28 protein-coding genes are annotated in these 25,895 nt (G+C 69.1%); 14 read left to right on the forward strand and 14 right to left on the reverse strand.

Annotation, left to right across the window (positions count from 1 at the left end; all coding sequences use genetic code 11):
- Window positions 1–37: 37 nt before the first annotated feature.
- The 3 genes from ACV4UZ_RS17945 to ACV4UZ_RS17955 all read right to left on the reverse strand — a co-directional run bounded on the left by ACV4UZ_RS17945 (window position 38) and on the right by ACV4UZ_RS17955 (window position 2,730).
- Complete coding sequence (locus ACV4UZ_RS17945) at window positions 38–1,051, reverse strand: DNA/RNA non-specific endonuclease (protein WP_491602154.1); 1,014 nt, start codon at window positions 1,049–1,051, stop codon at window positions 38–40.
- Between the two features lie 137 nt (window positions 1,052–1,188).
- Window positions 1,189–2,064, reverse strand: coding sequence for a UTP--glucose-1-phosphate uridylyltransferase GalU (gene galU, locus ACV4UZ_RS17950; RefSeq protein ID WP_491602155.1), 876 nt, complete (start codon window positions 2,062–2,064; stop codon window positions 1,189–1,191).
- Between the two features lie 84 nt (window positions 2,065–2,148).
- Window positions 2,149–2,730 (reverse strand): gamma-glutamylcyclotransferase, encoded by a 582-nt coding sequence (locus ACV4UZ_RS17955; RefSeq protein WP_491602439.1) that lies wholly within the window; start codon window positions 2,728–2,730, stop codon window positions 2,149–2,151.
- On the opposite strand from ACV4UZ_RS17955, the gene ACV4UZ_RS17960 reads away from it, so the two are divergent.
- Both ACV4UZ_RS17960 and ACV4UZ_RS17965 read left to right on the forward strand, forming a co-directional pair.
- Window positions 2,729–3,781 (forward strand): DUF2125 domain-containing protein, encoded by a 1,053-nt coding sequence (locus ACV4UZ_RS17960; protein WP_491602156.1) that lies wholly within the window; start codon window positions 2,729–2,731, stop codon window positions 3,779–3,781. The two genes, ACV4UZ_RS17955 and ACV4UZ_RS17960, sit on opposite strands and share 2 nt — an antisense overlap.
- The gene (locus ACV4UZ_RS17965) at window positions 3,778–4,959 is read left to right on the forward strand and encodes a pyridoxal-phosphate-dependent aminotransferase family protein (RefSeq protein WP_491602157.1); all 1,182 of its coding nucleotides are present in this window, start codon (window positions 3,778–3,780) and stop codon (window positions 4,957–4,959) included. Before ACV4UZ_RS17960 ends, ACV4UZ_RS17965 begins: the two co-directional genes overlap by 4 nt.
- A 134-nt stretch (window positions 4,960–5,093) precedes the next feature.
- Here ACV4UZ_RS17965 and ACV4UZ_RS17970 read toward each other — a convergent pair whose 3' ends face one another.
- The 6 genes from ACV4UZ_RS17970 to ftsE form a co-directional block, all read right to left on the reverse strand.
- A complete protein-coding gene (locus ACV4UZ_RS17970; protein ID WP_491602158.1) occupies window positions 5,094–5,378 on the reverse strand; it encodes an RNA-binding S4 domain-containing protein in 285 nt (94 codons plus the stop codon).
- 158 nt (window positions 5,379–5,536) lie between these two features.
- On the reverse strand, window positions 5,537–7,855 hold the full coding sequence (locus ACV4UZ_RS17975; RefSeq protein WP_491602159.1) for an adenosylcobalamin-dependent ribonucleoside-diphosphate reductase: 2,319 nt from the start codon (window positions 7,853–7,855) through the stop codon (window positions 5,537–5,539).
- Between the two features lie 259 nt (window positions 7,856–8,114).
- Window positions 8,115–8,846, reverse strand: a complete 732-nt coding sequence (locus ACV4UZ_RS17980) for a lysophospholipid acyltransferase family protein (RefSeq protein WP_491602160.1) — start codon at window positions 8,844–8,846, stop codon at window positions 8,115–8,117.
- A complete protein-coding gene (locus ACV4UZ_RS17985) occupies window positions 8,843–9,463 on the reverse strand; it encodes a YdcF family protein (protein ID WP_491602161.1) in 621 nt (206 codons plus the stop codon). Before ACV4UZ_RS17985 ends, ACV4UZ_RS17980 begins: the two co-directional genes overlap by 4 nt.
- On the reverse strand, window positions 9,460–10,356 hold the full coding sequence (locus ACV4UZ_RS17990) for a cell division protein FtsX (protein WP_491602162.1): 897 nt from the start codon (window positions 10,354–10,356) through the stop codon (window positions 9,460–9,462). Before ACV4UZ_RS17990 ends, ACV4UZ_RS17985 begins: the two co-directional genes overlap by 4 nt.
- A complete protein-coding gene (ftsE, locus tag ACV4UZ_RS17995) occupies window positions 10,356–11,078 on the reverse strand; it encodes a cell division ATP-binding protein FtsE (RefSeq protein ID WP_491602163.1) in 723 nt (240 codons plus the stop codon). Before ftsE ends, ACV4UZ_RS17990 begins: the two co-directional genes overlap by 1 nt.
- A gap of 186 nt (window positions 11,079–11,264) precedes the next feature.
- On the opposite strand from ftsE, the gene ACV4UZ_RS18000 reads away from it, so the two are divergent.
- Window positions 11,265–12,056, forward strand: a complete 792-nt coding sequence (locus ACV4UZ_RS18000; protein ID WP_491602164.1) for a DUF2189 domain-containing protein — start codon at window positions 11,265–11,267, stop codon at window positions 12,054–12,056.
- A gap of 51 nt (window positions 12,057–12,107) precedes the next feature.
- On the opposite strand, the gene ACV4UZ_RS18005 is transcribed toward ACV4UZ_RS18000, so the two are convergent.
- From ACV4UZ_RS18005 to ACV4UZ_RS18015, 3 genes are all read right to left on the reverse strand, one after another.
- Window positions 12,108–12,803, reverse strand: a complete 696-nt coding sequence (locus tag ACV4UZ_RS18005) for a Bax inhibitor-1/YccA family protein (protein ID WP_491602165.1) — start codon at window positions 12,801–12,803, stop codon at window positions 12,108–12,110.
- A 104-nt stretch (window positions 12,804–12,907) separates the two neighbouring features.
- Window positions 12,908–15,529, reverse strand: coding sequence for an ABC transporter permease (locus tag ACV4UZ_RS18010; protein ID WP_491602166.1), 2,622 nt, complete (start codon window positions 15,527–15,529; stop codon window positions 12,908–12,910).
- Between the two features lie 124 nt (window positions 15,530–15,653).
- Window positions 15,654–16,343 carry an ABC transporter ATP-binding protein gene (locus ACV4UZ_RS18015; RefSeq protein WP_491602167.1) on the reverse strand — a complete coding sequence of 230 codons (690 nt, stop codon included), beginning with the start codon at window positions 16,341–16,343 and terminating at the stop codon, window positions 15,654–15,656.
- 117 nt (window positions 16,344–16,460) lie between these two features.
- On the opposite strand from ACV4UZ_RS18015, the gene ACV4UZ_RS18020 reads away from it, so the two are divergent.
- The 4 genes from ACV4UZ_RS18020 (at window position 16,461) to ACV4UZ_RS18035 (ending at window position 19,302) form a co-directional block, all read left to right on the forward strand.
- Window positions 16,461–17,036, forward strand: coding sequence for an arylesterase (locus tag ACV4UZ_RS18020; RefSeq protein WP_491602168.1), 576 nt, complete (start codon window positions 16,461–16,463; stop codon window positions 17,034–17,036).
- A complete protein-coding gene (locus ACV4UZ_RS18025) occupies window positions 17,033–18,154 on the forward strand; it encodes an FIST signal transduction protein (protein ID WP_491602169.1) in 1,122 nt (373 codons plus the stop codon). Before ACV4UZ_RS18020 ends, ACV4UZ_RS18025 begins: the two co-directional genes overlap by 4 nt.
- Window positions 18,151–18,687 (forward strand): RNA 2',3'-cyclic phosphodiesterase, encoded by a 537-nt coding sequence (gene thpR, locus ACV4UZ_RS18030; RefSeq protein WP_491602170.1) that lies wholly within the window; start codon window positions 18,151–18,153, stop codon window positions 18,685–18,687. Before ACV4UZ_RS18025 ends, thpR begins: the two co-directional genes overlap by 4 nt.
- Window positions 18,688–18,765: 78 nt before the next feature.
- Window positions 18,766–19,302: a hypothetical protein gene (locus ACV4UZ_RS18035; RefSeq protein WP_491602171.1), complete on the forward strand. Its 537-nt coding sequence runs from the start codon at window positions 18,766–18,768 to the stop codon at window positions 19,300–19,302.
- Between the two features lie 56 nt (window positions 19,303–19,358).
- Here the strand turns inward: ACV4UZ_RS18035 and ACV4UZ_RS18040 are convergent, their stop codons facing one another.
- A complete protein-coding gene (locus tag ACV4UZ_RS18040; RefSeq protein ID WP_491602172.1) occupies window positions 19,359–19,598 on the reverse strand; it encodes a hypothetical protein in 240 nt (79 codons plus the stop codon).
- 257 nt (window positions 19,599–19,855) lie between these two features.
- Between ACV4UZ_RS18040 and ACV4UZ_RS18045 the strand changes: the two genes are divergently transcribed.
- From ACV4UZ_RS18045 to ACV4UZ_RS18070, 6 genes are all read left to right on the forward strand, one after another.
- A complete protein-coding gene (locus ACV4UZ_RS18045) occupies window positions 19,856–20,710 on the forward strand; it encodes a DMT family transporter (RefSeq protein WP_491602173.1) in 855 nt (284 codons plus the stop codon).
- 97 nt (window positions 20,711–20,807) lie between these two features.
- Entirely contained in the window at window positions 20,808–21,581 is a 774-nt protein-coding gene (locus tag ACV4UZ_RS18050) for a DUF4198 domain-containing protein (protein WP_491602174.1), read from the forward strand.
- A gap of 15 nt (window positions 21,582–21,596) precedes the next feature.
- Complete coding sequence (gene cbiM, locus ACV4UZ_RS18055) at window positions 21,597–22,196, forward strand: cobalt transporter CbiM (protein WP_491602175.1); 600 nt, start codon at window positions 21,597–21,599, stop codon at window positions 22,194–22,196.
- Window positions 22,193–22,714, forward strand: a complete 522-nt coding sequence (locus tag ACV4UZ_RS18060; RefSeq protein WP_491602176.1) for a NikL family nickel/cobalt ECF transporter subunit — start codon at window positions 22,193–22,195, stop codon at window positions 22,712–22,714. Before cbiM ends, ACV4UZ_RS18060 begins: the two co-directional genes overlap by 4 nt.
- The gene (gene cbiQ / locus ACV4UZ_RS18065) at window positions 22,711–23,442 is read left to right on the forward strand and encodes a cobalt ECF transporter T component CbiQ (protein ID WP_491602177.1); all 732 of its coding nucleotides are present in this window, start codon (window positions 22,711–22,713) and stop codon (window positions 23,440–23,442) included. The genes ACV4UZ_RS18060 and cbiQ overlap by 4 nt, the downstream gene beginning before the upstream one ends.
- On the forward strand, window positions 23,439–24,086 hold the full coding sequence (locus ACV4UZ_RS18070) for an energy-coupling factor ABC transporter ATP-binding protein (RefSeq protein ID WP_491602178.1): 648 nt from the start codon (window positions 23,439–23,441) through the stop codon (window positions 24,084–24,086). The genes cbiQ and ACV4UZ_RS18070 overlap by 4 nt, the downstream gene beginning before the upstream one ends.
- Here the strand turns inward: ACV4UZ_RS18070 and ACV4UZ_RS18075 are convergent.
- Complete coding sequence (locus tag ACV4UZ_RS18075; protein ID WP_491602179.1) at window positions 24,078–25,274, reverse strand: hypothetical protein; 1,197 nt, start codon at window positions 25,272–25,274, stop codon at window positions 24,078–24,080. The genes ACV4UZ_RS18070 and ACV4UZ_RS18075 overlap by 9 nt on opposite strands.
- A 257-nt stretch (window positions 25,275–25,531) precedes the next feature.
- Here ACV4UZ_RS18075 and ACV4UZ_RS18080 point away from each other — a divergent pair, with 257 nt between their 5' ends.
- Window positions 25,532–25,822, forward strand: a complete 291-nt coding sequence (locus tag ACV4UZ_RS18080) for a hypothetical protein (protein WP_491602180.1) — start codon at window positions 25,532–25,534, stop codon at window positions 25,820–25,822.
- The last annotated feature ends 73 nt before the right edge of the window (window positions 25,823–25,895 follow it).

Raw genomic sequence — 25,895 nt, forward strand, 5'->3', positions numbered from 1 at the left:
TTTCGCCGCGCCGTAAAGTGGAGATCGGGGAAAGGGGCTACACGTCGTCCTCGTCGTCTTCGCCGCCGCAGCGGTCGGCCCAGTACTTGCCCTCGATGGTCCAGGGCTCGTTGGCCGAGACCGCGTCCGCCGCCCTTCGCTCGGCCTCGGACAGCTGGGCGAGGAAGGACAGGCCGGTGGCCTTCTCCAGGGCCGAGATGGAGGTGGAATAGGCCGCCAGATCGTATTTGGATTGCGGCGTGCCGGCGCATTTGCGGTAGATGCCGCGCTCCTCCTCGTCGGCCTGATGGAAGAGGAAGGCGCGGGCCTCGACCTTGCCCTTCCTCTCGATCACCAGGATCTTGAACAGGGCATGGGGAATGGCCACCGGCACGGTGCCCTCCTTGCCGATGGTGTCGATCTCGCGCTCGGGTTCGAACACCGGCCCGGCGATGGTCCACACCCGCCCGAACTTGTTGGCGGCGGCGATGGCGTAGTTCTCCAGCGCCAGCCAGTCGCCCTGGTTCATGTCGGCCAGCTGGGGCAGGGCGTTGACGAAGGTGTGGGTGTTGCAGCCCTCCTGCCAGGAAATGCGGTTGGCGTGGTTTCGCGCCGCCAGATGGCCCCGGTTCCACAGCGTGGCGAAGCCCCGGTAAGAGCTGTCGATGCCCGGCTTCAGGCCCTGGTCCTTCCACAGGTAGGCGGTCTCCTCCAGCTCGTACCACTTCACGGGCCGTCGGGCGCCCTGGGGGTGGATGGCGGTGCCGTCGGGACCCATCAGGCCGCGCATCTCGTAGGACACCCATTTGGGAATGCCGGTGTAGGGGGAGCCGGCCTGGTGCTCGGCGGCGGTCTCGAACGAGGCGGTGAAGGCGCCGTAGGAGAACATCAGGCTGCGCGGCCGGGTGCCGAAGCGGTCATGGTCCCAGCCGGACGGCACCGCCGATTCGTAGGGCAGCTCCTTGATTCCGCCCTGCCCCTTGCAGGCCAAGGGCTCGGCCAGAGCCGGAAAGGTCGCGGCCAGAAAGAAGATGGCAGCGGAAAGACGAAATAGAGCGACTCGACCAAGCATGGCGAACCTCATGCACAGGTTAAATACAGTCCGAGGTTGCCGCCAGTCGCGAGGAAATGCAATTCAAACAAGTTGTATACCATCGCCGTAAGCCACCAGTTTGTGGCTTACGGCGAATGTTTATCTCTTTTTAGTAATCAGGCGACGCGGCGCCCGGTCAGAGCCTCGAGATGGGCAAGCACGGCCGAAGCAGTTTCCGGATGGGCCAGGGCGGCGTCGATGATCGCCGCCACATAGCCGGCCTTGTTGCCGCAGTCATAGCGGGTGCCCCGGAAGCGGGCGCCGTGCAGCGGAACACGGTCCAGGGTCCGCGCGATGGCGTCGGTCAGCTGGATCTCGCCGCCGGCGCCGCGCTCGCGGCGCTCCAGGGCGTCGAACACGCTGGCATCGAGCACATAGCGGCCGATCACCGAGAGCGTCGAGGGCGCTTCCGATGGCTTGGGCTTCTCCACCATGCCCCGCGCCCGGGCCAGACGGCCCTTCTCCTCGATGACGTCCAGGATGCCGTAACGGTCAACCTGGTCGGCGGGCACGTTCTCCACGGCGATCACATGGCCCCGGGTCTCGGTCCACACGTCCACCAGCTGCTTCAGGCAGCCGGGCTGGCCCAGAATCAGATCATCGGGCAGCAGCACGGCGAAGGGCTCGTCGCCCACCACGGGTCGCGCGCAGAGAACGGCATGGCCAAGGCCCAGCGGAGCCGGCTGGCGGACGGTGGTGATGCTCACGCCCTTGGGGCAGGTGGAGCGGGCGATTTCCAGCAGCTCGGCCTTGCCCTTGGCCTCCAGCGACCGCTCCAGCTCGGCGTTGCGGTCGAAATGGTCGGCCAGCATCTCCTTGCCCCTGGCGGTGACCAGGATGATCTCGGTGATGCCCGCCTCGGCGGCTTCCTCGACGGCGTACTGGATCAGCGGCTTGTCCACCACCGGCAGCAATTCCTTGGGAAGCACCTTGGTGGCGGGCAGAACGCGGGTGCCCATGCCGGCGACGGGCAGAACGGCTTTGCGGATCATTTTGGGTCTCTCACGACGGAGAAGTTGCGATGGGGGGATCATCGCTGGCCATTCGGGCGGAGTTTTGTCCCGATTGCGGCTAAATCAGGGCGCGTCCACCAGCGCCAGCAGCCGCCTCAGGCTCTCGCCGCCCAGGCCCAGGGCGTCCAGCTGGGCGATGGTGTTGGCGAGGTATTCGCGGCAGGGTCCGGCCTGGCCGTGGCCCTGGCGGATCAGGGCGGCCTGCTCCCTTGGGCCGGCGCCCTCCAGATATTGCGGATGGCCGCGCCGGGCGACGAAGGCCCAGGCCTCGACCCGCCGTCCGTCATCCAGGAGGGCGGGCAGGAAGCGGGGCCGGTAGACGCCGGTGGGCATCTCGCGGCGGTAGATGTGGGCCATCACGGCCGGCACCTTGGGCGCCGCCACCCGGAAGGCGCGGCCCCGGCACGATCCGCCCCGGTCCAGGCCCATGACCAGGCCGGGGCGCTCGGGGGTGCCGCGCCACTGATAGGACAGGATGCACATGGCGCGGTGATGACCCCACAGCGTCGCGACGCGGGCTTCGTCGTGGTCGAAATCGGGATTCCACATCAGCGAGCCATAGGCGAACACCCACAGGTCGCTGCCTTGCCTCCAGCCCTCGGTCGGGTTAGAGGTGGTGTCCGGTCCTGGAGTGTTGATGCCGATGTCCATCCGTCCCCGTCTTGCCGGTCTGGCCGCCCTTGTCCTGGTTCTGGCCGGGGCGGGCGCCTACACCGCCTATTGGTTCCACGTGGCGGGGCAGTTGCGCAAGGGGGTCGAGGACTTCGCCGCCCAGCGCCGCGCCGACGGCTGGCGCCTGGATTTCGCGCCGCCGGTTCTGTTCGGTTTTCCCGGCCGCGTCGGGCTGGACCTCGGCGCCCTCGCGCTGGCCACACCCACCGGGATCGAATGGCGCAGCGACCGCGTGCGGCTGGTGGTGCCCGGTCTCGATCCCCTCGGCCCCAGCCTGGAGCTGGGCTCCACCCATCATCTGGCCACGGGCGACGGCTGGCGGGGTATCGTCACCGCCACCGGGGCCAGCGTGCGCCTGCGGGTGGACGGGGACGGCGACCTGCACGCCTTCGCCTTCGAGGCGGGGCGGCCGCTGCTGGAGCAGCCGGGCGCCGGGCCGCTGTCGGCCGACAGCCTGGCCATCCGCTATGAATGGCTGAACCCGCCCGACCCCGGCCACGAGAAGCCTTCGGCCGGCTTCGCCCTGGACGCCCGCGCCGTCCAGATGCCCCTGCCCGCCGAGTTGCCGCTCAACCGGTGCCTGGATTCCGTGCGGGTGGAAGGCCGCATCATGGGCACCATTCCCGAAACCGCGCCGCTGTCCGCCCTGGCCGCCTGGAGCAATGCCGGCGGCACCATGGAGCTGGACAAGGTGGCGGTGGAATGGGCGCCGCTGTCGCTCGAGGCCGACGGCACCTTCGCCTTCGATCCCCGGCTGCAGCCCCTGATCGCCACCACGGCGCGGGTGAGGGGCTGGAACGAGATCATGAAGCAGCTGGTGGAGGCCCGGCTGATGGAGCCCGGCATGGCCTCGGCCGCCGAGATGCTGCTGGCCATCCTGGCCCGTCCCGATGCCCAGGGCCGCCCGACGCTGACCCTGGCGCTGACCGTCCAGGACGGGGCCCTTTACGCCGGGCAGGTCAAGCTGCTGACCCTGCCGCCCCTTCCCCTCACCCCTCCCGGTTCCGGAGCCCCGCCATCATGAGCAACCTGCCCGTCGCCTCGTTCCAGCCGCCCTCGCGCATTCTGATGGGACCCGGCCCCTCGGACGTCCACGCCAGGGTGCTGGCTGCCCAGGCCCGCCCCACCATCGGCCATCTGGACCCGGCCTTCGTCGGCATGATGGACGAGCTGAAGGGCCTGCTGCAGGCCGCTTTCCGCACCAGTAACGAAATGACCTTCGCCGTGTCCGGCCCCGGCTCGGCCGGCATGGAGGCCTGCTTCGTCAACCTGATCGAGCCCGGCGACACCGTATTGGTCTGCGTCAACGGCGTGTTCGGCGGCCGCATGAAGGAGAACGTCGAGCGCTGCGGCGCGCGGGCCGTGGTGGTCGAGGATGCCTGGGGCACGCCCGTCGATGCCGCCAAGGTCGAGGCGGCCCTGAAGGCCAATCCCGGCGCCAAGGCCCTGGCCTTCGTCCATGCCGAGACCTCCACCGGCGTGGAATCCGACGCGGCCCAGCTGTGCGCCCTGGCCCACGCCCATGGCGCCCTGGCCATGGTCGATACCGTCACCTCGCTGGGCGGCATTCCGGTGCTGGTGGACCAATGGGGCGCCGACGCCGTCTATTCCGGCAGCCAGAAATGCCTGTCGGCCCCGCCCGGCCTGTCGCCGGTCACCTTCTCGCCCCGCGCCGTCGAGGTATTGAAGGCCCGCAAGACCAAGGTGCGGAGCTGGTTCCTCGACCTCACCCTGCTCACCGCCTATTGGGGCGGCGGGGCCAAAAGGACGTATCACCACACCGCCCCGGTCAACGCGCTCTACGGCCTGCACGAATCCCTGGTCATGCTGCACGAGGAGGGGCTGGAAGCCTCCTGGGCGCGCCACCGCGCCATGCACGAGGCGCTCAAGGTCGGTCTCGAGGCCATGGGCCTCGGCCTGCTGGTGGCGGAGAAATCCCGCCTGCCCCAGCTCAACGCCGTCACCGTGCCCGACGGCGTGGACGAGGCGGCAATCCGCGCCCAACTTCTGAGCCGTTTCGGACTGGAGATCGGCGCCGGTCTCGGCGCCCTGGCCGGCAAGGTCTGGCGTATCGGCCTGATGGGTCAAAGCGCCACGCCCAGGCACGTCATGACCTGCCTCACGGCGCTGGAAGGCGTGCTGGGCGGCAAGGTTCCGCAAGGCGCCGGCCCGGCGGCGGCGTCCAAGGCGCTGTTCGGGTAGAGATCGCTTGCGCGAGCGGGCTTGCCCGCACCCATCGGAGGCAAAGCCTCCGAACCACCATATTTTTCATCAATGAAATGATGGAGGGTCCGGGAGGCTTCAGCCTCCCGGTTGGGGCCGGGGCGAAAGCCCCGCTATTCCTCCGGCGCCCGTTCCTTGCCCAGGTCGCGGTACAGCCCCTGGGCTTCCGGCGCCGGACCGCGCCTCATGCCCGGGGCCAGCACCTCGACGGTGCGGATGTAGGGACCGGCGGGAAAGGCCACCCGGTCGCCGGGCTTGACCGCGTGGGCGGGCTTGGTCACGGCATGGCCGTTGATCCGCACCCCGCCGCTCTCAACCACGTTCGCAGCCAGCGCGCGCGACTTGAAAAAGCGGCAGAAGAACAGCCACTTGTCCAGCCGCTGGGCGGGGGCGTCCATTCAGGTACCCTTTCCGTATCGGCGAGATTCTCCTTCGTCACCCCCGGGCTTGACCCGGGGGTCCACGGCGCGGGGCCTGGTCCGGCGGAGATCATGCGGAACGGCGTGGATGGCCGGGACAAGCCCGGCCATGACGGGAGAGAGAAAAAGGGCTTGGCCTATCCGCACTTGGAATAGCCGCACGCCGTGCAGGTGTCGCAGCCTTCCGAGCGCAGCAGGGCGGGCTGGTTGCACTTGGGGCAGTGGCGCAGCCGGGACTCGCCCAGGTTGACCACCTTCTTCTCCTCGCGGGCCTCGACGGGTTCGCGCGCCGCCTTGGGGTCGGGCAGGAAGCCGATGGCGATCATGTGCCGCTCGATCACCTCGCCGATGGCGGCCAGCAGCGAGGGGACGTAGCGCCCGCCCACCCATTGGCCGCCGCGCGGATCGAACACCGCCTTCAGCTCCTCGACCACGAAGGCCACGTCGCCGCCCCTGCGGAACACCGCCGAGATCATGCGGGTCAGCGCCACCGTCCAGGCGAAGTGCTCCATGTTCTTGGAATTGATGAACACCTCGAACGGGCGCCGCCGCCCGTCCTGGATGATGTCGTTCAGCGTGATGTACATGGCGTGGTCGGAATCGGGCCAGCGCACCTTGTAGGTGGAGCCGGGCAGCGCCTCGGGCCGGTCCAGCGGCTGGGTCAGATGGACGATGCCGCCCGCCTCGAAGGGGTCGGAATGCTTGACCCGGGTCTTTTCCAGGGGCAGTTCCGGCTCGTCGGCGTTTTCCGGCCGGGCCTCCTTCTTGACCTCCAGCACCGATCCGGTGACGTCGTTGGGCCGGTAGGTGGTGCAGCCCTTGCAGCCCAGGTCGTAGGCTTGGGCGTAGACGTCCTTGAACGCGTCGAAGGAGATGTCCTCCGGCACGTTGATGGTCTTGGAGATGGAGGAATCCACGTATTTCTGGATGGCCGCCTGCATCACCACGTGGTCGCCGGGGGTGAGCGACAGGGCGTCGACGAAATAGGACGGCAGCGGCGCGTTCTCGCCGCGCAGGCGGCGGAACAGGCGATAGGCGTAATCGCTGACCTCCTCCTCCTTACGGGTGCCGTCCTTCTGCAGCACGCCCCTGGTGTAGGTGAAGGCGAACACCGGTTCCAGCCCCGACGACACGTTGTCGGCGAACAGCGAGATGGTCCCGGTGGGCGCGATGGAGGTCAGCAGGGCGTTGCGGATGCCATGGGCGCGGATGGCCTCGATGACGTCGGCATCCAGCGACCGGATGGTCTCGCCCGCCAGATACTTCTCGGCGTCATAGAGGGGGAAGGCCCCCTTCTCCCTGGCCAGCTCGGTGGAGGCGAGATAGGCCGAGCGGCGGATGGCCGCCATCCAGGTCTCGGTCAGCCGGATGGCCTGGGCGCCGCCGTAACGCGCCCCGCACAGGATCAGGGCGTCGGCCAGTCCGGTGATGCCAAGGCCGATGCGGCGCTTGGCCAGGGCCTCGTGGCGGTGCTGCTCGAGGGGGAAGTTGGACACGTCGATGACGTTGTCCATCATGCGCACCGCGACGCGCACCAGGGAATCCAGCCTGTCGAGGTCGAGATGCGCCCCGTCCTCGAACGGCTTGTCCACCAGCCGGGCCAGGTTGAGCGAGCCCAGCAGGCAGACGCCATAGGCGGGCAGCGGCTGCTCGCCGCAGGGATTGGTGGCGTGGATGTCCTCGCAGTAATGGAGGTTGTTCAGCCGGTTGATGCGGTCGATGAAGATCACGCCCGGCTCGGCGTAGGAATAGGTGGCGCGCATGATCTTGTTCCACAGCTCGCGCGCCGGCAGGCTCTTGTAGGTGACGCCCTTGAAGGTCAGCTCCCACGAGCTGTCCTCCTTCACCGCCTGCATGAAGGCGTCGGTGACCAGCACCGACAGGTTGAACATGCGCAGGCGGCCCGCCTCGCGCTTGGCGTCGATGAACGCCTCGATGTCGGGATGGTCGCAGCGCATGGTGGCCATCATGGCGCCACGGCGCGAGCCCGCGCTCATGATGGTGCGGCACATGGCGTCCCACACGTCCATGAAGGACAAGGGACCGGAGGCGTCGGCCCCCACCCCCTTGACCGGGGCGCCCTTGGGCCGCAGCGTCGAGAAGTCGTAGCCGATGCCGCCGCCCTGCTGCATGGTCAGGGCGGCTTCCTTCAGGTGCTCGAAGATGCCGGCCATGTCGTCGGGAATGTCGCCCATGACGAAGCAGTTGAACAGCGTCACCTTGCGGTCGGCTCCGGCGCCCGAGATGATGCGGCCGGCGGGCAGGACCTTGAAATCCTCCATGGCCTCGAAGAAGCGCCGCTCCCACAGGGCGGACTCGGCCTCGGCGGCGGCCAGCGCGCGCGCCACCCGGCGCCAGGTGTCCTCGATGGTGCCGTCCAGCGCCACCCCTTCGGCGGACTTCAACCGATACTTCATGTCCCAGATCTGCTGGGAAATGGGTGCCACCTGCGTCATCGACCCGCTCTTCCTCCTCCCGGCCCTCTTGAACAGGGCGTTCCACCCCAAGTCTAGGACTCGCGGGGGTGGAGAATCAATGGATGTGTTCTTTTTTTGTTTCAACAGAGTTATGTGGGGCCAGCGCCTTGAAGTTCAAGGGCGATTCCACTTATCCCCGCAATTCGGCGGGGCGGGCTGGGGATCAATTCGATCCCCAGCGCGATCCACAGGCTTATCCACAGCGGGCGGGACGGTCCCACCCGCCGGGCATAGGCGTCTACAGGCCGGGCTGACGCTGGCGCGCCTCGGCCACCAGCCTATCCGTTGCGGTTTCGATACGGTTCTCCAGCTCGGCCATGAAGGCCTTGCGGTCCATGCCGGGGAGGATGGCGGGCAGGGCCTCCAGCGTCAGGGTGCCGGGCTTCTTGGCGAAGCCGCGCCGACGCCAGAAAAGCCCTGAATTCAAGGCGATGGGCACCACCGGCACCTTCAGCGCGCCGTAGAGCATGGCCACGCCGGTATGATAGGGCAGCTTGGCGCCCGGCGCGGCGCGGGTGCCTTCGGGGAAGATGATCACCGGGCGGCCCAGGGCGGCGGCTTCCTCGGCGCCCTTGACCATGGCCTTCAGCGCCTTGGTGCCGGCCGAGCGGTCGATGGCGATCACCCCGGCCTTGCCCAGGTACCAGCCGAAGAAAGGTATCCACAAGAGCTCGCGCTTGAGGATGTAGGCGGGGTCGCCCAGCAGCAGGTGGAAGACGAAGGTCTCGAAGGCCGACTGGTGCTTGGAGGCGACGATGAACGGACCCGTGGGCAGGTTCTCGGCCCCGCGCAGCTCCCACGACAGTCCGGCCAGGACGCGCAGCGCGCCCAGCATGCCGCCCAGCCAGAACCGCACCGCCGGCAGCATGGCCTTGCGCGGCAGGGCCAGCAGCGGCAGATAGAGGACGGACAGCGCCAGGGTCCAGACCCAGGTGAAGACGATGAACAGGGCGGAGCGAACGAAGGTCACGGCTTCCTCTCGGGCTTCTGGGGAATGATCAGCGGCCGGGCCACCGCCGCCAGGTATTTGGTGTATTCCACCGCCAGCAGGTGGGCGGTGCCGGGCCAGCGCCACCACTGCTCCCGCTTGAAGGCGTCGGGAAATACCGGGTGGGCGACGATGACGGCTTCGGGCATGGCGCGGCGGAATTCCAACCGGGCGCGGCGCATGTGATAGGCGGCCGTCACCAGACGCAGCGAGGCGAAGCCCTCGGCCCGCATCCAGGCGGCGGTCTCGACCGCGTTGCCCACCGTGTCGTCGGCGGCATGACCCAGCACGATGCAGCACTGGGCCAGGGCCGGCGCCACATGGGCCTTGCGCAGCAGATCGGGCAGGTCGACGCCCCGGTGGACGCCCGACACGAACAGCTTGCCGCCTTTTCCCGCCTCCAGCAGGTCCAGCCCCGCTTCCAGCCGGTCGGCGCCGCCGGTCAGCACCACCAGGGCGTCGGTGACGGTCGTGCCGTCCTCGACCCGGATGGCCAGATCGGCGGCGAACCAGAGAAGACCGCCCCCCCAGGCGCCCAGCAGGGTGCCCGCCGCCACCATGGCGGCGATGGCGAGACGGCGAAGGGTCGCCCGGCTCATGGCAGCTTGGCCAGGGTGCCGTGGACGGTGAGACGCGCCGTCAGCATGGCGAGAAGCGCCGCCAGCAGCGGCAGCAGGCCGATGGCCACGTAGCCGGCCACCGGCAGGGTGAGGCTGGGCAGGAAGCCGCCCTCGAGACGCCGCGCCGCCCAGCCGATGGCGGTGAGCGCCGGCACGGCGAGGCCCAGCCCCATCAGCCCGCCGGCGATGCCCAGCGCGAAGGCGCGGTCGGCGAATTGCCGCGCGATGTAATCGTCATGGGCGCCGATCAGGTGCAGGACCTCGATGATGCCGTGATGCACCGCCATGCCGGTGCGGGTGGCGTAGACCACCGTGGCCGAGGTCACCATGCCGATCAGCACGACGACGATCACCGCCACCCATTGCATGGTGCGCGACAGGTTGATGAGGCGCGACAGCCACACCCGGTGGTCGTCCAGCGAGGCGCCGGGCACGGCGCGCGACAGGCGCAGCGCCACCTCGGCGAGGTCCAGGCGGGATTCCGGGTCGATGGTGACGTCGATCAGGCGGGGCAGCGGCATGTCCTGCACCATCTCGGTGCTGCCCAGCCAGGGCTCGAGCAGGGCCAGGGTGCGCTTCTTGTCGAAGGCCTTGACCGCCAGCACGCCCGGCACCTTGCGCATCACGTCGATGGCGGCATGGACCCGTTCCTCGGTCACCGCGTCGCCGTGCTCGCCGCCGGCCGGCAGCACCTGCACGGTGAGCGTGCCCGACACGTCGCGGTCCCAGCGCTCGATCACCGCGCCGATGACGAAGGCGCCCGCCACCGCCATGGACGACAGGAACACCATCAGCGCCACCAGCCAGGGGAGGAAACGCGAGGTGGCGTCCCCGGCCAGCGGCAGATCGGAATGGCGGCGCCTGAACAGCATCACTCCGCCTCCAGGTCGTCCGCCGGCGGAGCCTGCTGCAGGGTGGTGACCATGCCGTGCTCGATGTGCAGGCGGGGCAGGTGGGCGAAACGCCGCACCAGCAATTCGTTGTGGGTGGCCACCACGATGGTGGTGCCCAGCTTGTTCAGCTCCTCGAACAGGTACATCAGCCGCATGGCGATGTGGTCGTCCACGTTGCCGGTGGGCTCGTCGGCCAGCAGCAGGTCGGGCCGCCCGATCACCGCCCGGGCGATGGCGACGCGCTGCTTCTGCCCGCCCGACAGCGTCGAGGGCTTGGCCCCCAGGTGGTCGGCCAGGCCCACCCAGGACAACAGCTCGGGCACGTGGCGCCGGATCTCGGATTCCTTGACGCCCCTGACCCGCAGCGGCAGCGCCACGTTGTCCAGCGCGGTCATGTGGTCGAGCAGGCGGAAATCCTGGAACACCACTCCGATGCGGCGCCTGAGCGCCGGCAGCTCGTAGCGCTTGGTCGCCGCGATGTCGCGGTCGAACAGCACCACCCGGCCACGCGTCGGACGCAGCCCCAGATACATCAGGCGCAGCAACGACGACTTGCCGGCGCCCGACGGCCCGGTCAGGAAGTGAAAGGACCCGGCCGGCAGCTTGAAGGTGACGTCCTGCAAGACTTCGGGGCCAAGCCCGTAGCGCAGCCCGACACTGTCGAACCGGATGATGTTTTCCCCACGAGGGCGATGCCGCACGGTGCTTCTCCCGAACCGGCCGAAGATGACACGGCTTGGCCCCAGGGGCAACCCGTGGCCTGCGGTCGGACGGTGGGGATGCCCGGTGCCCGCCGTGTTCCTTGGGGACGTGGACCCCTCCCCTTTCCCTCTGGCCGCCCGGTGCCCATATGCCCCTGATCAGGCACATGGAAGGGGAGGGCTGTCATGGCCGTCACCGATACCGTTTCACCCCAGGACACCCCCGTCCGGCGGGAAAAGGTCCGTTCCGTCACCTCCGCCCAGGTGCTGGGCTGGGTCGCCGCCGGCTGGCGCGACACGCGGGCGGCCTGGCGCCTCAGCCTGCTTTACGGCGGCGCCTTCGTGGTGGCCGGGCTGGCTTTGACCGGCGGTCTGGCCCTGGCCGGAATGGAATACCTGATCACCCCCCTGGTGGAAGGCTTCATGCTGGTGGCGCCGCTGCTGGCGCTGGGCCTTTACGAGATTTCGCGGCGCCTGGAGCGGGGCGAGCCCCTGGAATGGCGGCCCATCCTCACCTGCTGGCGGCCCAACCGCTTCCACATGATGACCGCCGGGCTGATCTACATGCTCTATCTGATGATCTGGGCGCGCCTCGCGGTGATCATCTTCGCCGTCTGCCTGCCCAACCAGCCCACCGACTGGCGGAGCCTGATGGCGGTGCTGCCCACCCTGGACGGCATCGCCTTCATCGTCACCAGCACCATCTTCGGCGGCGTGCTGGCCACAATCGCCTTCGTCACCAACGTGGTGACCCTGCCCGCCATGCTGGAGCGGCGCACCGACTTCTTCGCCGGCGCCGCGCTGTCGGTGATGGCGGTGGTCCGCAATCCCGGCCCCATGCTGCTGTGGGCGGCCCTGCTGGCCGGCATCACCGGTCTGGGCCTGGTGCTGGGTCTGGTGGGTCTGGTCATCGCCCTGCCGGTGGCGGGACACGCCAGCTGGCACGCCTACCGCGACCTGGTGGTGCCCGACCCATGAAAAAACCCGCCCCTTTCGGGGCGGGTCCGTTCGTTCGCTTGGACGCTACGACTACTCGTCGCGGCGGACACCCAGGAACTGCAGCAGGAACATGAACAGGTTGATGAAGTCCATGTAGAGCTGCAGGGCACCGAACACCGCCTTCTTCTGGGCCACCTCGGAGTGGTCGCCCTCCCAGTACATCTGCTTGATGTTCTGGGTGTCGTAGGCGGTCAGGCCGGCGAAGATCAGCACGCCGGCGGCGCTCATGACGAAGTGCAGCATGGGGCTGGCCAGGAAGATGTTCACGAGGCCGGCGATCAAGAGGCCCCACACGCCCATGATCAGGAAGCTGCCCATGCCGGACAGGTCCTTCTTGGTGGTGTAGCCGTAGAGGCTGAGGCCCGCGAAGGCCGCCGCGGTGATGAAGAACACCCGGGCCACCGACGCGCCGGTGAACACCAGGAACACCGAGGCCAGCGAGGCGCCCATCAGGCCGGCATAGACCCAGAACAGGGTCGAGGCGGTCGAGGCGCGCATGCTCTCGATCTTGGCGCTCATGAAGAACACCAGGCCCAGGGGGGCCAGCATGAACACCCACTTGAGCGGCGACTTGACGACCACCGCCGTCAGCGGATCGAAGCTGGCGATCACCCAGGCGACGATGCCGGTGAGAGCCAGGGCCGAGGCCATGTAGTTGTACACACTCAGCATGTACTGCCGCAGACCCACGTCGATCTGAGCAGCCTCCGCCTGGGCGGCACTCATGTATCTGCGGTCTGTTCCGAAAGCCATGGTCGTTCCTTTGAACACTCAGTTGAACCTGAACACCAATATGAGGCACTTCGAGAAAGAATCAAGTTACACGGAATTCATTCATTCCTCAGTAACGGCGCCGCCTTGGCTCCCAGGGCCCTCCAGGTGCCGACGAAGCCGGCCAGCAGCGAGGCGGCCATGCAGGCGGCCAGGGTAGCCGCCGTCGCCCCGGGCAGGAACACCCAGTCGGTCTTCATGACGTGAATCAGGATGGCGCGCGCCGCCAGCGAACCCACCAGGGCGGCGGCCAGGCCGGTGACCAGGCCGATCAGGGCGAACTCGGCCAGATGGGCCCGCCACAGCTGACCGCGCGTCGCTCCCACCACTTTCAGCACCACCGCCTCCCATACCCGGCGGCGGTGTCCCGCCATCACCGCCCCGGCCAGCACCAGGGCGCCCGCCGCCAGCGTCACCAGTCCGGCGAGGCGCACCGCCAGATCGGCTTCGGCGATGATGGCCTTGACCGCTTCCAGCGCCTCCTTGACCCGGATGGACGAGACGTTGGGCAGGCGGTCGGTGACGGCCTTCTCCACCACCGCATCCATGGAGGGCTGGGTGCGCAGCGTGGCGATGTAGGTGTGCGGCGCGCCGTCCAGCACGCCGGGCGACAACAGGAAGGCGAAGTTCATGGACAGGTTCGACCAGTCGATCTGGCGAAGGGACGCCACCTCCACCTCGATCTCGCGGCCCAGCACGTTGAGGCCCAGCCGGTCGCCCACCTTGAGGCCGAAGCCCTTGGCCACGGCGGCGTCCACCGAGGCCAGCGGCGGCCCCTGGTAGTCCTCGGGCCACCACTTGCCCGCCACCAGCCGCGTGCCCTCGGGGAACGCGGAGGCCGAGGACAGGCCGCGGTCGCCCCTGGCCGCCCATTCCGCCTCGGGGGCGATCCTCGCCTGTCCCACCGGCACGCCGCCGATGGAGGTGATGCGGCCCCTGACCATGGAGGCCTTGGAAAGCGAGGCGGCCGGATCGGTGTCCCGCACCACCTTCTCCAACTCCTCCACCTGATCGGGCTGCACGTCGATGAAGTAGAAGGACGGCGCCTGCTCGGGGAGTCTCTCGCCGAACTGGGCGGCGAGATTGCCTTCCACCAGGGCGATGGTCACCAGCACGGACAGCCCCAGGCCCAGCGACAGCACCATGCCCACCACCGCCGAGCCGGGGCGGTGCAGGTTGGCCAGGGCCATCCGCCAGGTGGGCCCCGCCGCCTTGCCGTGACGGGCCGCCAGAACCGAGGCCGTCCGCGCCAGAGCCCAGGCGAGCGCGCGGAACAGCACCAGGGTGGCGGCCGCCGCGCCCACGAACCATGCGGCCAGGGGGCGGTTGGCGGCGGAAGCCACGGCCAGCGCCGCCAGTCCGCCGCCCGACAGCACCAGGGCGGCCCACATCGTCTTGCCCACCGGCCCGGCTTCGGGCGCCACCAGCCGGCGGAACAGCAATGCTGCGGGCACCGCCTTGGCGCGGGCCAGGGGCCACAGGGTGAAGACCAGGGCCGACAGCGCCCCGAATCCGGCGGCGATCATCAGCGGGCGGGGATAAAGCCCGGTCTTGAGCGCCAGGGGAATGCGCTCGGCCCCCAGCCCGGCCACCAGCGGCACCAGGGCGGCGCCCGCCGCCAGTCCGAGCAGGATGCCGAGCCCGGCCAGCAATCCCACCAGCAGGAAATAGGTGGCGAAGATCAGGTCCGAGGGCGCGCCCAGGCATTTCAGGGTGGCGATGGTGCCGATGCGGCCGTCGAGATAGGCCTTCACCGCGTTGGCCACGCCGATGCCGCCCACCAAAAGGGCGGTCAGTCCCACCAGGGACAGGAACGAGGCCATGGTGTCGAGAAAGCGCCCCACGCCGGGCGAGGCCTCGGCCACGTCGCGCACCTGCCAGGGAGAATCGGGAAAGCGCCGGGCCAGATCGGCCTTGGCCGCCGCCGGGTCGCCGCCCTCGGGCAGGAGCAGGCGGAGCGTATGGCGCACCAGCGAGCCGGGGCGGATCAGCCCGGTGGCTTCCACCGCGCCGTTGGCCACCATCAGCCGGGGGCCGAAGGACAGGGCCGTCGCCACCCGGTCGGGTTCCTTGGCGATGATCGCGTTGATGCGGAAGGTGGCGTCGCCGACGCTGACCACGTCGCCCACCTTCAGTCCCAGGCGGTCCAGCAGGTTGGCCTCGGCCGCCGCGCCCCACTGGCCGTTGTCGAAAGCAAATACGGGATTGTCATCCCGACGACCAGCGGGAGGAGGGATCTCCGCCTGTGCCATCGGTGCCGATCCTGAACCATTGTTCCGAACGGAGAACCCTCGCTCCGCTCGGGATGACAGGCCTGAAAGCTCCAGCGCTCCCACCAGGGGATAGGCCCCGTCGACGCCCTTCAGTTCCACCAGGGACCGCCGCGCGTTGCCGTCCACCTGGACCATGGCCCGCATCTCGATGCCTTCGGTGATCCGGCCCAGGCCGGACAGCGCCGCCAGCATGCCGGCGTCGAAGGGCTGGTGGGTCTGGCGGATGTCGAGGTCGCCGCCCAGCAGGGCGCGGGCATCCTCGGCCAGGGCGGCGTCGAAGGCGGCGCGCAACGACCCCGCCCCGGCGATGGCCGCCACGCCCAGGGCGAGACAGGCCACCAGCACCCGGAACCCCTTGAGCCCACCCCGCAATTCCCGCCGGGCGAACCTGGTCGCCAGACGGATCATTTTACACTGCCCCTCAAGCGCCGGGCGCGCGCCTCCGCGCGCTTGGCTCCTCCGCTTCCCTCCTCCGCTTCGCTCCGTCGTCGCTCCGGGGCGCTCAACGCGCCCGCGCTCGGCTTTGCCTCGCTCATGACCGTATCTTCCCGTCCTCGACCCGGACCACCCGGCCGCAGCGCGCCGCCAGGGTGTCATCATGGGTGACCAGCACCAGGGCGGTGCCGAAGCGGGCATTCAGGTCGAACAGCAGATCCATCACGGCACGCCCGGTGGCGCCGTCCAGGTTGCCGGTGGGCTCGTCGGCCAGCAGCAGGCCGGGCCGGGTGACGAAGGCGCGGGCCAGGGCGACGCGCTGCTGCTCGCCCCCCGAAAGCTGGCCGGGATAGTGGGACAGGCGCCGGCCCAGCCCGACCCGGCCCAGCTCTTCCTCCGCCGCCCCGAAGGGATCGGCATGCCCGGCCAGTTCCAGGGGCACCGCCACGTTTTCCAGCGCCGTCATGGTGGGAATCAGGTGAAAGCTCTGGAAGACGATGCCGATGCGGTCGCGGCGGAAGCGCGCCAGCCCGTCCTCGTCGAGGCCCGAGAAATCGGTGCCGCCCACGCTCACCCGGCCCGAGGTGGGGCGTTCCAGCCCGGCCATGACCATCAGCAGGGTGGACTTGCCCGAACCCGACGGCCCGACCACGCCGACCGTCTCGCCCGAGGCCACGTCCAGGTCGATGCCATCGAGGACATTGACCTCGCCCGCCAGGCTCGCCAAGTTGAGATGGACGGCCTCCAGGGAAACCAAGGGAAGGCCGGCGACGGGACGCTGATGCATGCGAGGGCGACTTTCTTGAACGAACGGGGTGTCTTGGACAGGATAGGCCGGGAACGGCGCGCGGTCTTGCGATATGGGGCCGTCCTGGCGCTTGTCAATGTGGCTGGAGGAACAGGCATGGCCCGGGCGGCGCCCGCGATCCGCATCCTGGCGCTCGGCGATTCGCTCACCGCCGGCTTCGGCCTGGCGCCGGAGGAGGCGTTCCCCGCCCGGCTGGAACGGGCATTGAGGGCCGAAGGCCGCGAGGTCAGCCTGATCAACGCCGGCGTGTCGGGCGACACCACGGCGGGCGGCAAGGCCCGCCTCGACTGGGCGCTGGCCGCCAGGCCCACCCTCGCCATTCTCGAACTGGGGGCCAATGACGGGCTGCGCGGCATCGATCCCAAGCTGACCCACGCCAATCTCGACGCCATCCTGAAGCGGTTCCGGGCGGCGGGCGTTCCGGTGCTGCTGACCGGCATGCTGGCGCCGCCCAATTACGGCAAGGACTTCGAGGCCGAGTTCAAGGCGGTGTACACCCGCCTGGCCGCCGAGCACGACGTGATATTCTATCCCTTCTTCCTGGACGGCGTGGCCGGGGACCCCCGTCTCAACCTGCCCGACGGCCTGCACCCCAACGCCAGGGGTGTGGAGGTGATCGTCGAACGCATCCTGCCCTCGGTGCGCAAGCTGCTGGAAAGGGGAAAGCCGTGACCGCCGCCCCCGCCCCCCTTCTCGCGCCCTTCCGTGTCGCCCATGCCAGGGGCAACCATTGGGGAACCACCGCCAAGGCCTGCCTCGACCTGCTGGGGCCGCTGCCGCCCGGCGCCAATTTCGGCTTTCTCTACGCCACCGAGCCCTTCGCTCCCAATCTGTCCTCGCTGCTGACCTTCCTGCGCGAGACCACCCGCATCGAGCATTGGGTGGGCGGCGTGGCCCCCGGCCTGTGCGTGGGCGGCGAGGAAATCCGCGACGAAGGCGCCGTGGCCGCCATGGTCGGCCGCCTGCCCCCCGACCAGTTCCGGGTGTTCATCGGCGACGCCGGCGACTGGAGCAAACGCCATTTTCCCTGCGTCGGGCTGGTCCATGGCGACCCCCGCGACCCCGAGGTGCCCCAGGCCATCGTCGATCTGGCCGCCGAGGCCGGATTCCTGGCCGGCGGCCTGATGAGCGCGGCGGGGCCGGCGGCCCAACTGGCCGGCATCGCCACCGATGGCGGGCTGGCCGGAGTGCTGCTCGGCTCGGGCATCGAGGTGCTGACCGGCATGACCCAGGGCTGTTCTCCGCTCGGCGCCATCCACACCGTCACCGAGTCCTGGCAGGGGGTGGTGATGGCGCTGGACGGCCGCCCGGCGCTCGACGTGCTGAAGGAGGAGGTGGGCGAGTTGCTGGCCCGCGACCTGCGGCGCATCGCCGGCTACATCCATGTGGGCCTGCCGGTGGAGGGCGACGACGGCCACGATTATCAGGTCCGCACCCTGATCGGCATCGATCCCAACCAGGGCTGGATCGCCATCGGCGACCACGCCGACGAGGGCAGCCGGCTGATGTTCGTGCGCCGCGACGCCAACGCCGCCCGCATGGACCTGAAGCGCATGCTGGAGGGATTGAAGGAGCGCCTGGACGGCCGCTCCATCCGGGCGGGGCTCTACGTCTCGTGCACGGGGCGGGGCGAGCACATGTTCGGCCATCCGGGCGCCGAGCCGGAATTGCTGCACGACGTGCTGGGCGACTTTCCCCTGATCGGCTTCTTCGCCAACGGCGAGATCAGCCGCGATCACCTCTACGGCTTCACCGGCGTGCTGGTCCTGCTGCCGGAGCCCCGGCCGTGATCCGTCTGTTCGTGGGGATCGGCTTCGACCAGGACCTCGCCGCCCGCATCGCCACCCTGCAACGCGGATTGCCCGGCGCCCGCTGGGTGGAACCCGCCAACCTGCACCTGACGCTGCGTTTCATCGGCGAGGTGGAGGAAGATCTGGCCGAGGAGATTCACCACAACCTCGCCGCCCTGGCCGAGCCGCCCTTCGCCCTGACGCTCACCGGGCTGGGCCTGTTCGGCGACCGCCACCAGGCCCACACCATGTGGCTGGGTGTCGAGCGCTCCGATGCCCTGTCGCGCCTCGCCGCCCGCGTGGATGCCGCCGTGGTGCAGGCGGGCGCCAAGCCCGAGCCGCGCAGGTTCAATCCCCACGTCACCCTGGCGCGGCTCAAGGACACCCCGCCGGGACGTCTGCAGGATTTCATCGATGCCACCGGCCATTTCCGCGAGGAGCACGTGGCGGTGGAGCGTTTCACCCTGTTCCGCAGCACCCTGGGCCGCCAGGGGGCGCAATACGACGCGCTGGAGCATTACGCACTGGGGTAGGCTCCACATCTTGGGCCGGTATCGCCGGATGTAAACATTCCCTTGTTAGTCCCCAGCCTTCACAGTATTTTCAAGGCCATGAACTTTCCGTCGCTTCGCCTTGCCCTGTGTCTCGCCGCCGCCCTCGGCCTGGCGGCCTGTTCGCGCGGCACCGACCTGCCGCCCGCCTCCAGCGCCGCCCAAGGCGACCAGCCGGCCAATTTCCAGCTGGTCACCGACATTCCCATTCCGTCGGGCGCCACCATGGACAACGAACGCTCGCTGATCCTGTCGGACCGCGACCGCTGGACCGGCCGGGTGGTGATGCGGCTGTTCAACGACGCCAACGAGGTCACCGCCTTCTATCAGCAGCAGATGCCCAATTTCGGCTGGCAGCCCATGATGAGCGTCATCACCGAGACCAGCGTGCTGACCTATGTGCGCGGCGACCGCGCCGCCACCGTCCAGGTGGAGCGGCGCACCGTCTACGGCTCGGTGGTCTCGGTCACCGTGGCGCCCCGGCAGTCGGAAGGGGGCGCAGGCGGCTACGATTCCACCCCCGTGCCGCGCCCGGCGCCGGCGGCAGGCATCCGTTCGGAACCCCTGGCTCCGCCGTCCTCCTCGTCCCGACGCTGACCGGAACGCAAAAAGCCCCCTCTCGGGGGCTTGCCGCGTGGTCGGACACCGTCCTTCTAAAGCAGGCGGCCCCGCACCTCGGCGATCAGCGAATTGAGCGAGTCCAGGGCCACGCCGTCGCGGGCCATCAGGCGGTGTACGATGGGGTCGGCCATGACCTCGTCCAGCGTCGGCTCGATGCCGCCGGCACAATAGGCCAGGGCTCGGGCGGAGCGGCCGCCGATCGCGGCGCCCAGGCGGCGCACGACGCGGATTTCGGCCGGTTGCGGGGTGGATCTGTACGCGCTTGACAGCATGGCAGCCCCCTTTTTCCGGTTGTAGCTCAGGAATGGACTATACAGGACCAGACAAGGAATTGACAGAGTCGCTTTAGTATCAATTATTCTGGTTTTCTACGTATTTTTGCGTTGCCACAAGTATTGTGCAATGCAGTAACTGCCTGTGATAGGCCATGTTTTCGCGTTTGCATATGGGATTCAATCGCCCATGCGTCAAGGGGCGTCAAAGCGTGTCATCGGACTTTCATTCTCTCCCCGCCCCATCGGGTAATCCCATGCGGGGCATCACCGCCATGCTGGCCGCCACCTCGGTGTTCGCCGGCATGGATGCCGTGGTGAAGCTGCTGATGGCCGACTATTCGGTGATCCAGGTCCTGTTCTTTCGGGCGGCATTCGGCCTGGTGCCGCTGGCGCCGCTGTTGTGGCGGGGCGGCATCAGGGTGGTGGCGACGAGGCGGCCCTGGGCGCATGCGCTGCGCTCGACCATCGGCCTGCTGGCGGTGGGGTGCTTCTTCATGGCCTTCCACCGCCTGCCCCTGGTCCAGGTCACCGCCATCGGCTTCGCCGCGCCGCTGCTGATCACCGCGCTGTCGGTGCCCTTGCTGAAGGAGAGGGTGTCGCCCGGCCGCTGGGCGGCGGTGGCGGCCGGATTCGGCGGCATCCTGATCGTGGCGGGGCCGGACGTGTGGGCCGGCGACCTGCTGGGGGCGGGGGCCGCCTTCGCCATGGCCGGCACCGTGCTCTACGCCCTGGTGATGGTGCTGATGCGCGACATGGGGCGCACCGAGGCGGCGGTGACCACGGTGTTCTGGTTCTCGGTGCTGACCCTGATCCTGACCGGCGCCGCCCTGTCCCTGGTCTGGCGAGCGCCCGATCCGGGGGCCTGGGCGCTGTTCGCCGCCGCCGGCATCCTGGGCGGCACCGGCCAATTGCTGATCAGTCAGGCGGTGCGCCTCGCCCCGGCCTCCACGGTGGCGCCCTTCGACTATTTCCACATCGTGGTGTCGTCCAGCCTGGGCTGGCTGGTCTTCGCCGAGATTCCCACCCTCAACACCCTGGCCGGCGCGCTGGTGGTGATGGCGTCCGGCCTTTACGTGATGCGGAGCGAGAGACGGCCGTCCGTCACATAGCCGGGGGCTGGCCCAAATAGCGCTTGGCCTGCCACCCGCCCCCGCGTATGCTCGGCCCGGCAAGCAACGAAGTCGCATAATTTTTTAGGAGGGGGGAATGGCGAGACCGGGGGCCGCGAGCCTGATCGCCTGCGTCCTGGGGCTGCTTCCCGGGGTGGCGGCGGCCCATTTCCAGGAGCTGATCCCCTCGGCCGACATCGTCGCCGAGCAGGATCCGCGCGACATCCGCCTGGACCTGGCCTTCACCCATCCCATGGAGCGGGGACCCGTCATGGAGATGGCCCCGCCGGTCCGCTTCGGCGTGCTGAGCGGCGGCAAGGTCCGCGACCTCAAGGCCAGCCTCGTGCCCGGCAAGGCCGGCGACAAGACGGTGTTCAGCGCCGGGTTCCGGCTGGACCAGCCCGGCGACCACGTGTTCTTCGTCGAGCCCGCCCCCTATTGGGAGAAGGGCGAGGGCAAGTGGATCGTCCACTACACCAAGGTGGTGGTGGATTTCGCGGGTGGCGGCGGCGGCTGGGACAAGGCGGTGGGCCTGCCCGTCGAGATCGAGCCGCTGGCGCGGCCCTACGGATTGTGGACCGGCAACCTGTTCCGGGGAATCGTCCGCAAGAACGGCAAGCCGCTGCCCTTCGCCGAGATCGAGGTGGAATGGCGCAACGACGGCTCGGTCAAGCCGCCGTCGGACCCCTTCGTCACCCAGGTGATCAAGGCCGATGCCTCGGGCCAGTTCGCCTATGCCATGCCGCGCGCCGGCTGGTGGGGCTTCGCCGCCCTGGTGGACGGCGACAAGCCGGCGAAAAGCCCCGATGGCAAGCCGGCCAAGACCGAACTGGGCGGCCTGATCTGGGTGCGCGCCCAGGACATGAGGTAGGGAGCCCCGCCGCCCATGGCCCATATTCCCGATGGCGTGCTGTCCAATCCGGTGCTGGTGGCGGGGGGAATCCTCGCCGCCACCGGGGTGGCGCGCGGCCTGAAGGAGCTGGAGCCGGCCCGCGTGCCCAAGGTGGCCATGCTGTCGGCGGTGATGTTCGTCGCCTCCCTGATCCACCTGCCGGCCGGTCCCGCCTCGGTGCATCTGCTGCTCAACGGCATGGCCGGCATCGTGCTGGGCTGGGCCGCCTTTCCCGCCCTGCTGGCCGCCCTGCTGCTGCAGGCGGTGATGTTCGGTTTCGGCGGCCTGCTGGTGCTGGGGGTCAACACCGTCAACATGGCCGTGCCCGCCGTGCTGGCCGGGCTGGTGTTCCGCCGCCTGTGGCGCCCCGACCGACCCCGCCGTACCGCGTGGGTCGCCGCCCTGTGCTCGGGGGGTGCCGTGCTGCTGACCGGGCTGATGGTGGCCGGCTCGCTGGCGGCGTCGGGCCGCGAATTCGAGGCCGCCGCCCGTCTGGTGGTGCTGACCCATCTGCCGGTGATGGGGATCGAGGCGGTGTTCGCCTCCGCCGCCATCGGCCTGCTCTCCCGGGTCAAGCCGGAGGCCCTGGCATGAGGGGCGCGGCCGCATTCCTCGCCGTTCTGCTGCTGGCCGCCCCCGCCCAGGCCCACAAGCTGAAGGTGTTCGCCACGGTGGAAGGCGCCGAGATCGCCGGCTCGGCCTATTTCGTCGGCGGCGAGAAGGCCGCCGGCGTACCGGGCCGCATCCTGGGGGGCGACGGGTCGCTGGTCACCGGCTTCGTCACCGGTCCCGACGGCGGCTTCCGCCAGAGGGTGGCGGCGCGCATGGACCATATGGTGGTGGTGGAGTCCGAGGACGGCCACGCCGCCCAGTTCACCATTCCCGCCGCCGAGTTCCCGCCAAGCCTTCCCGAGGGCAAGGCGGCGTCACCCGCCAGCACCGACACCGCCGCCCTGGAAGCCGCCATCGCGCGGCAGATCCGGCCGCTGCGCGAGCAGCTGGACGCCTACGAATCCCGGGTCCGCCTGCATGACCTGATGGGCGGCATCGGCACCATCTTCGGCCTGTTCGGCTGCTGGGCCTGGCTGCAATCGCGGCGGAGGGGATCATGAGCCTGATCGAGCGTCTCGACCCCCGCACCCGGCTGGTGGCCGCCCTGCTGTTCGCCCTGGCCGAGGTGACGGTGCCGTCGCTGGCGGCCCAGGGCGCCGGTCTGGGCCTCGCCGTGGCCGCCGCCGTGGCCGCCCGGCTGCCGCTGGCCGCCACGGCGCGCCGCCTGCTGTGCCTGGAAGGCTTCATGCTGCTGGTGCTGGTCATGCTGCCCTTCACGGTGCCCGGCCGGACGGCGTTCAGCCTGTGGGGCCTGGAGGGGTCCGAGGAGGGATTGCGCCAGGCGGCGGGCATCGCGCTCAAGGCCAATGCCGTGGCGGTGGCGCTGTTCGCCCTGGTGGGCTCCATGGAGGCCCCGGTGCTGGGCCGCGCCCTGGCCCGGCTGGGGGTGAGCGAGCGTTTCGTCCACCTGTTCCTGTTCACCACCCGCTACCTGTCGGTGCTGGAAGACGAGTACCGCCGCCTGCGCCTCGCCATGCGGGCCCGCGCCTTCCGCCCCAGTACCGGCCCGCATTGCTGGCGCTCCATCGGCCATCTGTTCGGCATGCTGATGGTCCGCTCGCTGGAGCGGGCCGAGCGCATCGACGCCGCCATGCGCTGCCGCGGCTTCACCGGCCGCTTCCCCAGCCTGGACGACGACGCCGTCGCCGGGCCGGGCCGCCTGGATCTCGGCTTCGGCGCGGCGTCGGCCGCCGGCCTGGTCCTGGTCATCGCCGTGGGGATGGTGTGAGCCAGCTCATCCGCCTGGAAGGCGTCCGTCACGCCTTCGATGCCGCCCATCCGGTGCTGGACGGCGTGGATTTCGCCCTGCAGGCGGGCGAGCGAGTCGCGCTATTGGGTGCAAACGGCAGCGGCAAGACCACGCTTCTGCACGTCATGGTCGGGCTGATCCGGCCCAAGGCGGGCACCGTTCACGCCTTCGGGCGGGAGCGCCGCGCCGAGGCCGATTTCGTCGAGGTCCGCGCCAAGGCGGGATTGCTGTTCCAGGATGCCGACGACCAGCTGTTCTGCCCCACCGTGGCGGAAGACGTGGCCTTCGGTCCGCTGAACCTCGGCAAGAGCAAGGCGGAGGCGCGCGACATCGTCCGCGCCACCCTGGAGCGGCTGGGCCTCGCGCCCCTCGAGAACCGCGTCACCCACAAGCTGTCGGGCGGGCAGAAGCGGCTGGTGTCCCTGGCCGCCGTGCTGGCCATGGAGCCCGAGGCCCTGCTGCTGGACGAGCCCACCAACGCGCTGGACGAGGCGACCAGGGAAAGGCTGGTGGACATCCTGGCCGGGCTGCCCCAGGCCATGGTGATCGTCTCCCACGACCGCGAGGTGGTGGAAAGCCTCGCCACCCGTCGGGTGGTTCTGGAGAACGGCGCCCTAACCTGAAATGGACATGGGCTTGGAGGTGGGGCCCAGGGCGTCCAGGGCCTGCTTCAGTCTGGGCTGCTTGTCGATGCGCGACGGCCCGGCCTCGACGCCGCCCACATAGGCGGTGGACAGGAGCGCGCCGTAGACCCGCTTCATATCGTCGAGACAGGGCGGCGGCAGCTCGGCCTTGGCCAGGCGCTCGGCCAGCTTGCGCGCCGCGTGCACCTGCCCGCTCTGGCAGAAATCCTGCTTGAAGCGCTGCTCGCCCAGGGTGGCGAAGGCGATCATCAGGAAGGCGGTGAAACGCCGGATGTCGCCGCCCAGAACGGGAAGCAGCGAGCGGATGACGTCCACATGGGTGGCCGACACCTGAGCCACCGCCCGCCGGGGCTGGTTGGTGTCGGTCTTGGGAAACAGCCGGGCCAGATCCATCTGTTGCACCACCCGCCACAGGATGTCGGCATCGATGGTGTCCTTGCCCGCCACCAGCAGCCGCCCGGCCTCGTCCAGCAGCAGGGGCTTCCTGCCGTCGCGGGGCATGTTGCCGGGCGAGGACAGGGCCTGCAGCTCGGCGGCCTCGCGGATGTCCAAGAGGCGCGAGCCGAGATCGCTGACCAGCGACGGGCTCATGGGGGTGTAGTGGGGGATCAGCAGCACCTGCCAGTCGAAGCGCAGGTTCTCGCGGATGGCCTGGTACAGGGCTTCCGAGCGCGAATGGGGCTTGGCGGCGTGCTTGGGGGCCGGCGGCGGATGGGCGAGCCCCAGGGCGAGCCCCACGCGCTTCATCAGGGACGGCTTGGGCGGCGGCGCCTGGAACTTGCTGCGGAAGTCCAGCTTGGCGCGGAAGTAGCGCCGCGCCGAAGCGCGCACCACCAGGGCCACCGCCTCGGCCAGAGTGCGGCCGCAGGCCAGGACGTCGTGATCGGCGGTGATCGGCCGCCTGCCGGAATCCGTCACCACATTGGCGAACAGTTCGGGGCGGGTGCGGAACAGCCGCAGGCATTCGTCGAGCATCTTGGGGTCGTTCATGGCCTTGTCATAGGCGGCATTGCGCGGCAGCCCCTTCAGCGCCAGCACCTCGTGCCGCAGAATCTCGATCACCGGCCCTTCCAGGGCGGCGCGAATCGCCTCGATCCCGGGGTCGGCGTTGGACCAGCGGGAATTCGCCGCATTGGCTTGGGTTTTCTTCGGGCCGTGTCCAGACATGGCGTTTACAACTCAAGCGTACTTGTTCACATCCGGTTCACACTGCGCCTTTGCCTTGAAGAATTCAACACTTATAATGGGATGATCACTTGTATTACGTACGTCATAACTTTCGAACCAATAACGAGCACATGGAAACATCTTTGAATAAAATTTTATCTAATTTTATTATTTATTTCCCTTACGGGTGACGCCGCCATTCCGATTCGTCGGCGACCGGCGTAGAATGGTGCCTCGCATCTGACCGGGAGAAGCGAATGCACGGCGGCCACCATCACGACGAATCCAGCGGGCACGAGCACAAGCATCATCACGCCCACGAGCACAGCCACGTCCATGCCCATCCCCACTCTCACGGCGACGTGACCCATACCCATGCGCACGCCCATACCCATGCGCATGAACACCTGCACCAGCACAGCCACCCCCACGGCCACACCCCCGAGGGCGGGCACGACCACGAGCACGAGCAGTCGAGGCACGGCTGGAAGCCGCACGAGCACAAGCACGCCGAGGAAGACCTGGGCGGCCACGATCACGAGCATTAAAGCGGCCAGCCCTGAATCAGAGACAGAGTGTCACCCTGAGCCCTGGCGAAGGGGCTTTCAGGCACAGGCGGCA

The sequence above is a fragment of the Paramagnetospirillum sp. genome (assembly GCF_058402745.1).

Bases quoted from the DNA above. Each gene is read 5' to 3' on its own strand.
- ACV4UZ_RS17945 (WP_491602154.1), bottom strand. From the start codon at position 1,051: ATGCTTGGTCGAGTCGCTCTATTTCGTCTTTCCGCTGCCATCTTCTTT.
- galU (WP_491602155.1), bottom strand. From the start codon at position 2,064: ATGATCCGCAAAGCCGTTCTGCCCGTCGCCGGCATGGGCACCCGCGTT.
- ACV4UZ_RS17960 (WP_491602156.1), top strand. From the start codon at position 2,729: ATGTCCATCCGTCCCCGTCTTGCCGGTCTGGCCGCCCTTGTCCTGGTT.
- ACV4UZ_RS17965 (WP_491602157.1), top strand. From the start codon at position 3,778: ATGAGCAACCTGCCCGTCGCCTCGTTCCAGCCGCCCTCGCGCATTCTG.
- ACV4UZ_RS17970 (WP_491602158.1), bottom strand. From the start codon at position 5,378: ATGGACGCCCCCGCCCAGCGGCTGGACAAGTGGCTGTTCTTCTGCCGC.
- ACV4UZ_RS17975 (WP_491602159.1), bottom strand. From the start codon at position 7,855: ATGACGCAGGTGGCACCCATTTCCCAGCAGATCTGGGACATGAAGTAT.
- ACV4UZ_RS17985 (WP_491602161.1), bottom strand. From the start codon at position 9,463: ATGAGCCGGGCGACCCTTCGCCGTCTCGCCATCGCCGCCATGGTGGCG.
- ACV4UZ_RS17990 (WP_491602162.1), bottom strand. From the start codon at position 10,356: ATGCTGTTCAGGCGCCGCCATTCCGATCTGCCGCTGGCCGGGGACGCC.
- ACV4UZ_RS18000 (WP_491602164.1), top strand. From the start codon at position 11,265: ATGGCCGTCACCGATACCGTTTCACCCCAGGACACCCCCGTCCGGCGG.
- ACV4UZ_RS18005 (WP_491602165.1), bottom strand. From the start codon at position 12,803: ATGAGTGCCGCCCAGGCGGAGGCTGCTCAGATCGACGTGGGTCTGCGG.
- ACV4UZ_RS18010 (WP_491602166.1), bottom strand. From the start codon at position 15,529: ATGATCCGTCTGGCGACCAGGTTCGCCCGGCGGGAATTGCGGGGTGGG.
- ACV4UZ_RS18015 (WP_491602167.1), bottom strand. From the start codon at position 16,343: ATGCATCAGCGTCCCGTCGCCGGCCTTCCCTTGGTTTCCCTGGAGGCC.
- ACV4UZ_RS18020 (WP_491602168.1), top strand. From the start codon at position 16,461: ATGGCCCGGGCGGCGCCCGCGATCCGCATCCTGGCGCTCGGCGATTCG.
- ACV4UZ_RS18035 (WP_491602171.1), top strand. From the start codon at position 18,766: ATGAACTTTCCGTCGCTTCGCCTTGCCCTGTGTCTCGCCGCCGCCCTC.
- ACV4UZ_RS18040 (WP_491602172.1), bottom strand. From the start codon at position 19,598: ATGCTGTCAAGCGCGTACAGATCCACCCCGCAACCGGCCGAAATCCGC.
- ACV4UZ_RS18045 (WP_491602173.1), top strand. From the start codon at position 19,856: ATGCGGGGCATCACCGCCATGCTGGCCGCCACCTCGGTGTTCGCCGGC.
- ACV4UZ_RS18050 (WP_491602174.1), top strand. From the start codon at position 20,808: ATGGCGAGACCGGGGGCCGCGAGCCTGATCGCCTGCGTCCTGGGGCTG.
- cbiM (WP_491602175.1), top strand. From the start codon at position 21,597: ATGGCCCATATTCCCGATGGCGTGCTGTCCAATCCGGTGCTGGTGGCG.
- ACV4UZ_RS18060 (WP_491602176.1), top strand. From the start codon at position 22,193: ATGAGGGGCGCGGCCGCATTCCTCGCCGTTCTGCTGCTGGCCGCCCCC.
- cbiQ (WP_491602177.1), top strand. From the start codon at position 22,711: ATGAGCCTGATCGAGCGTCTCGACCCCCGCACCCGGCTGGTGGCCGCC.
- ACV4UZ_RS18075 (WP_491602179.1), bottom strand. From the start codon at position 25,274: ATGTCTGGACACGGCCCGAAGAAAACCCAAGCCAATGCGGCGAATTCC.
- ACV4UZ_RS18080 (WP_491602180.1), top strand. From the start codon at position 25,532: ATGCACGGCGGCCACCATCACGACGAATCCAGCGGGCACGAGCACAAG.